Source organism: Ruminococcus sp. CAG:379, assembly GCF_000434255.1.
Classification (GTDB): domain Bacteria; phylum Bacillota; class Clostridia; order Oscillospirales; family Ruminococcaceae; genus Ruminococcus_F; species Ruminococcus_F champanellensis.
This window is the reverse complement of sequence record NZ_FR894833.1, coordinates 1-5,952: the sequence shown is the minus strand read 5'-3', so window position 1 is coordinate 5,952 and position 5,952 is coordinate 1. Positions and strand designations below refer to the sequence as shown.

The window sequence follows — 5,952 nt, the reverse complement described above, 5'->3', positions numbered from 1 at the left end:
CAGGATCTGATCTTCCCCCACCACGAAAACGAGATCGCACAGAGCGAATCCGTCACCGGCAAGCCCCTTGCCAACCTGTGGATGCACAACGGCTATATCAACGTGGACAACAAGAAAATGTCCAAGTCCCTGGGAAATTTCTTCACCGCCCGGGAGGTCGCAGAGAAGTACGGCTATGAAGTGGTTCGCTACATGATGGTGCAGGCCCACTACCGCAGCCCCATCAACTACTGCGTGGAGCTGCTGGACGCATGCAAGGCATCCCTGGAGCGGCTGTACACCTGCCGGGATACCCTGGATCGTGCCATTGCCAATGCGCCTGCCGGAGCAGCGGATCCGGAGTCCCTGGCACTGTTTGACCAGAGAAAGCAGGCGTTCATCACCGCCATGGACGATGACCTGAACACGGCGGACGGGGTATCCGTGCTGTTTGACCTGGTGCGGGATCTGAATACCAGGAGCAATGACCCTGCCACCACGAAGGATACCCTCACTGCCGGCGCCAAGCTGTTCGATGAGTTGACCGGGGTGCTGGGACTGCTGTACAACCGGAAGCAGGGGAATGAGATTCCGGCACAGGTGCAGGAGCTGGTGGATGCCCGGACAACCGCACGGAAGGCAAAGGATTTTGCCGAGGCTGACCGGCTCCGGGACGAGATCGCCGCCCTGGGGTATGCGGTCAAGGAAACACGCCAGGGCGTGGAAATCACCAAGCTGTAAGGGAAAGGGACGTTTATGAAAAGAGCAACCACCGGCAGGATCCTGAAAATCGGCCTGCTGATCTCCCTGATCTCCGCCACGGTGTGTACCAGCCTGTACGCCTGTATGTCCATGAACGGCTACACCTCTACGGTGGATCTGTCAAAGGTGGATCTGGTACAGCTAGAGGAGCCGAAGCCGGAGGATCCGGTGGCGGTGATCCGCACCAGCATGGGGGATATCTCCGTGCGGCTGTTCCCGGAGGAAGCACCCAATGCGGTGAAAAACTTTGAGGAGCTTGCCAACGCCGGATTCTACGATGACACCTATGTGTTCCAGCTAGAACCCAAGGTATATTTCGCCGCCGGCAGCAAGACTCCGGACGGAGAGCTGGGGGACGCCTACCAGGAGGAGCATGAATCCATCGAACGGGAGATCTCCGACAATCTGTGGCCCTTCCGGGGGGCACTGTGCGCATTGACCACCAAATCCGACACGGGCTTCTGGAAGATGTTCCTGGACAAGGTGAAATACTACAACGGCAGTCGGTTCATTCTGGTGGACTCCATTGAATTTACCGACGACCTCATCAAGGAGATGTACGGGGACAATCCGGACAACAAGGTGGCGAGAGCCTTTGAGCAGCTTGGGGGCGTGCCCAACTACTCCCAGCAGATGACCATTTTTGGTCAGACCTATGCAGGCTTTGATGTGCTGGATGCCATTACGGAAGCAGCCACCACCGGGGAGGAGAACCACAAGACCCCGGCGGAGGAGATCCGGATCCGGACGGTGGAGATCACCACCTATGAAAAAGCGCCTGCCCCGGTCACCACCGGCACGGACGCACCGGGCAGTACCACTGCCACAACAACTACAACCGCCGCAGAATAACAGAACCGCCCGACTCCGGATACCGGAATCGGGCGGTTTTTTGTGTGGTGCGATGGGGATGCTGTCTCAATACACCGGGTGCATGACCTTGTCCCGGTACTCCGCCCGCTTGGCGTCGTTGAGCACATCCAGGGTCTTGACCAGATAGTCCGTGGCACGGTACACATGCTGAAACCGGGGCCGAAAGTAATACTTCAGATCCACAAATTCACCGTCCAGCCGGATGTCCACCCCACAGATCTCCTTGTCCGGATACTTTTCTCTGCCGTAAGCAATGTATGCGTCAATTTCCGGCTCGGACAGATCCCCGTTGATGACATGTACTTCAATCATGACCGTACCCTCCTTTTCTTGATGGTATTATTATAGCACATTGGCCGAAAAGATGCAAGGTGTTTGTATAAATTTTATAAATTCTTCATGATTTTCGTTGGTTTCTTGTGGATTCCTCCAGACAGCCCTGCTTCTCTTATCCGCAGAAGATCCGGATGGCTTCCCGGGCAAAGCTTGCGGTGCCCTTGCCCCCCGCCTTGTCAATGTTCCCGGTGAATGCGCCGCCTGCCCCGTACATCTCCCCCAGGGAGCCCAGGATCTCCCGTGTACAGGTATAGTAATGCTCCGAAATATACCCCTGCAAACGCTGTACCAGAGCCTGGGGGGCTTCGGCGCCCGGATCCTGATCCCGGCATGTCCCAAATTCCCGGAAAATATCCATCAATCCCTGTGCAAGTCCCTGCTCCGTTTCCTTGGAGCGACCCTTGCTTTTTTCGGAGAATTCCTGGTAAGCCGCCGTATCCTGCCACTGTTCCTTTGCCTGTTTTGCATAAGCATCCAGCTTCGCTGTGTCAAACGCTGTAAAATCCATATTCCTACCTCCAGTCGATTGTAATCTACGGGCGAAGGTGATCAAATGATCCAGGTGCTCCCGCTTCAGGGTCAGCAGCCGGATCTGCTGCTGCAATGCCAGCTCCCGGTCAAAATCCGGGCTTTGCAGGATCCTTCGGATCTCCTTCAGAGAGAACTCCAGTTCCCGGAACAGCAGAATTTGCTGCAAATGCTCCAGCGCCCCTTCGTCATACAACCGATAGCCGGCTTCGGAGTATGCGGTGGGGGGCAGCAGTCCGATCCTGTCGTAATATTGCAGGGTACGGATGCTGACACCGGTGCGCTGACTAACCTGGTGAACCGTCATCATAAAACCACCTCCATTGCTAGTATAAACTATAACGCAGCGTCAGAGTCAAGCCCTTTTTCAAATTTTTCGATATGCTTTGTGCCGTGTCGCCTTATGCCGCATCCGGAGTCGCTTCTGCCTGCCGCTTCGCCATGCGGCACCAGCTATAGAACCCGTACAGATCGTTCACCAGGAACATGACAAAGCACACCACCACTGACAGGTAGGATGGATCCTGCCGGGCGGCAAGAGTCCACAGCACGATCAGTACTGCATCATTTGCCCCATAAGCCAGAGCGAACCAGGGGCTGCGCCGGAAGGTCAGGTACACCGCCAGAAAGCTGGTGGTAACGGAGATCGTGCTGGGCAGCAGGTTGGCGGTGTGGAAATACCGGAGAATGAAGTAGAACAGCAGCGTCACCGCCCCGGTCAGCAGAAGCATGCAGAGTACCTCGTTCCGGGTGATCTGATTCACCTGCACCTGTGACCGGTTCCCCTGGTAGGGATGCCGCAGCCAGGAGATCAGGGCGAACACCGCCATGGGGGCGCTCATGCCCAGGTAGGTAATCATTTCCCCGTAGTAGGCAAAGGAGTAGGAAATGGCGCCGTACAGCAGGCTGAACAGGATAATGAGCGCCTGCCCTGCCGGATTGCCCTTTGCGTTGAAGATCAGGGAGGTGACCCCGATCAGGGAGGCGGCAAGGGTCATCCAGCTTTCCCGGTCGAATGCCAGGAACGCCAGCAGGATGCCGCACACGGAGCCGCCCCACAGGAGCCACTCCCCCTTGGAAAAATACGCTGCGATGGATCGCTTCATAGACTTCCCTCCAAAAAAATAAGCACCCCGGCACATCTTCCAAGACCTAACGATGTGCGGGAATGCTATACTACCCGGTGGCAGTTTGTATACGTTACCTTCACTGCGCTTATTATAGCAGAAGCCGGATGAAAAGTCAAGGGCAACCCTACACAAAAATGATGCCCCGTCTCATCTCATTGATGGTTCAAAAATGCACGGATCGCCCGGATATAGTCCTCTGCTTTGACTACTGTTGACAGATGGCTGCCTGAAACGTAAGAAATCTGCGGGTTATGCATCAATTTGATGAGATCCTCCTGCATCGTTCCCGAAAAGAAGTCCTGATCCGGCAGGATAAGAAGGATTTTCCCTGCAAGCGCCGCAAAATCCGCCTCAGTCACGGGCTTCTGGTTCATCAGGTCGGCAAGCAGTCCGGAGATATGCACATCCTTTTCCTGCTTGTAGTCCTTGAAGATCGTCTCAAACAAGTCCCGTGCATAGGCAATCTCCTCGGCACTTTCGTTGCGGATATGGCGCATGCCTGCCTTTATGAGCTTCGGCTTCAGCTTTTCATAATTACAGTGCTTCATGTACCAAAGCAACAGCGGCGCAATGCAGTATTTCTTTTTCAGGTTTTTCAGCGTGTTTGCATCCATGCCGCCGGTGGAAATGAGAATCAGTCCACCGGCTTCTCCCGGATACTTCTGCACATAAATCTGCGCCACCATGCCGCCATCGCTGGCACCGATAAAAACAGGAGCTTCAATGCCGAGTTTCTGAAAGAACCCATGCATTCCAGTCACAAGCGCCTGATTTGTGCGCAGCTCCTGGGGATAATCTGTGAGCGTTGGTAGTTACTTTCAACCATTAGGATTGTTGCTTCGTCTCGGTTCAACTCAACGACCTCACAGCGGAGCGTATCAAAACCGGCAAGTTCGCAGGCTCTTTTTCGTCTGTGACCTGAAATGAGTTCATATCTGCCGTCCTCTTTCTGCCTTACCGTAGCCGGGGTGATAATCCCTCGTTCCTTGATACTCTCAACGAGCTGTGCCATATCCTCATCATCACGCACCTTAAAAGGGTGGTCGGGGAAATCGTCAATCTCTGTTAATGGAATATCTCGGATTTTTGAAAGCTTTTCTTCATCTCTCTGCTCCTGCGTAGAAAATAAATCATCGAGCTTCGTGAGAGTGAAGTCGCTCTTTCTTCCTGCCATCGGCTAACACCTCCTTCGTAAATTCGGTGTATGCCTTTGACACCGTACTGTTGGGTTCGTAGGCAAAAATACTCTTGCCTTTGGAAGAAGTCTCTGCGGCTTTAACGGCAATCGGTATATATGTGCGATACATCTTGATTTGATTACCGAAGTTTTCCCTCAGAGCTTCTACCGTGCTTTTGGCGAGGTTGGCACGACTATCCACCAAAGTGAGAAGCATACCGTCAATCTTCAAGTTCGGATTGATACGCTTCTTAACTCTTGAAATGGTCTGAACAAGCTGCGTCATTCCCTTTGCCGGTAGATATTGAGCCTGAACAGGAATAATGACGCTGTCTGCCGCAGATAAGGCATTGATTGTTACCATACCGAGGGAAGGCATACAATCAATAAGTACATAATCGTATTTGTCCTTCACTTCGCTGAGATAATTTCTCAATGCTGTTTCTCTGCTTATTGCATTAACAAGGTTAAACTCCATTGCAGGAAGCTCAAGGTTTGCAGGAACAAGGTCTACACCTTCCTCGTGGTGCAGAACACCGACCATAGGGTCATTCATCGTCTCATTTATTACATCTGTGAGTTTCGTTGCAAGCGTGATACCCAAGCTGTCCGTATCCTGCCAACCGAGACAGGTCGTTAAATCGCCCTGCGGGTCTGCGTCAATGAGCAATACTTTCTTTCCCTGCATGCTACGCGGAAGACCGTCGGAAAATATAAGGTCGATGTTGCAGTTGAAAGAATTCACGAGATCAATCCCGATACGGTCGTCAATACCTATAAGACCTTTTATACACCCGAAACGGCAGATCAATTTGATTTTTCGGAGTATGATTACATCGTTGACGCGATTGATACCGTAACAGGAAAAATTGCGCTTGTTATGAATGCCAATGCTGCCGGCACTCCGATTATCAGCTCTATGGGTGCGGGCAATAAGGTAGACCCTACTGCTTTTGAAGTAACGGATATCTATAAAACTTCGGTATGCCCGCTTGCAAAGGTTATGCGCTACGAACTGAAACGCAGAGGAATCAAAAAATTAAAGGTTGTATAGCAAGACCGACCCCGCGATTTACCGTAGTGGTTGTCTTTCCAACTCCGCCTTTTTGATTGCATATAGCAATCGTTTTGCAGTTCGACACTTTGTGCGTCCTCCTTTCGTAAAAT

General features: G+C 52.7%; 9 protein-coding genes and 1 pseudogene. 3 read left to right on the top strand and 7 right to left on the bottom strand.

From position 1 onward, the window contains the following. Both QVO51_RS02215 and QVO51_RS02210 read left to right on the top strand, forming a co-directional pair. Nucleotides 1–720 (top strand): DALR domain-containing protein (locus tag QVO51_RS02215; protein WP_288167760.1); only part of this gene is annotated, 720 nt, incomplete at its 5' end. Between the two features lie 15 nt (nucleotides 721–735). Continuing rightward, a complete protein-coding gene (locus QVO51_RS02210) occupies nucleotides 736–1,593 on the top strand; it encodes a peptidylprolyl isomerase (protein WP_022357055.1) in 858 nt (285 codons plus the stop codon). A 66-nt stretch (nucleotides 1,594–1,659) separates the two neighbouring features. Here the strand turns inward: QVO51_RS02210 and QVO51_RS02205 are convergent, their stop codons facing one another. The 6 genes from QVO51_RS02205 to QVO51_RS02180 form a co-directional block, all read right to left on the bottom strand. Continuing rightward, nucleotides 1,660–1,926, bottom strand: coding sequence for a hypothetical protein (locus QVO51_RS02205; RefSeq protein ID WP_022357054.1), 267 nt, complete (start codon nucleotides 1,924–1,926; stop codon nucleotides 1,660–1,662). Nucleotides 1,927–2,062: 136 nt separating this feature from the next. After that, nucleotides 2,063–2,788, bottom strand: coding sequence for a MerR family transcriptional regulator (locus QVO51_RS02200; protein WP_022357053.1), 726 nt, complete (start codon nucleotides 2,786–2,788; stop codon nucleotides 2,063–2,065). Nucleotides 2,789–2,879: 91 nt separating this feature from the next. Beyond that, nucleotides 2,880–3,584, bottom strand: a complete 705-nt coding sequence (gene pnuC / locus QVO51_RS02195) for a nicotinamide riboside transporter PnuC (protein WP_022357052.1) — start codon at nucleotides 3,582–3,584, stop codon at nucleotides 2,880–2,882. Between the two features lie 176 nt (nucleotides 3,585–3,760). Then, a complete protein-coding gene (locus tag QVO51_RS02190; protein WP_022357051.1) occupies nucleotides 3,761–4,360 on the bottom strand; it encodes an alpha/beta fold hydrolase in 600 nt (199 codons plus the stop codon). Nucleotides 4,361–4,365: 5 nt separating this feature from the next. Further along, nucleotides 4,366–4,782: a ParB/RepB/Spo0J family partition protein gene (locus QVO51_RS02185; protein WP_022357050.1), complete on the bottom strand. Its 417-nt coding sequence runs from the start codon at nucleotides 4,780–4,782 to the stop codon at nucleotides 4,366–4,368. After that, complete coding sequence (locus QVO51_RS02180) at nucleotides 4,739–5,530, bottom strand: ParA family protein (protein WP_022357049.1); 792 nt, start codon at nucleotides 5,528–5,530, stop codon at nucleotides 4,739–4,741. Before QVO51_RS02180 ends, QVO51_RS02185 begins: the two co-directional genes overlap by 44 nt. Here QVO51_RS02180 and QVO51_RS02175 point away from each other — a divergent pair. After that, nucleotides 5,474–5,836 (top strand): annotated as a pseudogene (locus QVO51_RS02175) (tRNA threonylcarbamoyladenosine dehydratase); the annotation flags it as partial. The gene QVO51_RS02180 and the pseudogene QVO51_RS02175 sit on opposite strands and share 57 nt — an antisense overlap. Here QVO51_RS02175 and QVO51_RS02170 read toward each other — a convergent pair. After that, nucleotides 5,817–5,927: a ParA family protein gene (locus tag QVO51_RS02170; protein WP_441295904.1), complete on the bottom strand. Its 111-nt coding sequence runs from the start codon at nucleotides 5,925–5,927 to the stop codon at nucleotides 5,817–5,819. The pseudogene QVO51_RS02175 and the gene QVO51_RS02170 sit on opposite strands and share 20 nt — an antisense overlap. Nucleotides 5,928–5,952: the final 25 nt, after the last annotated feature.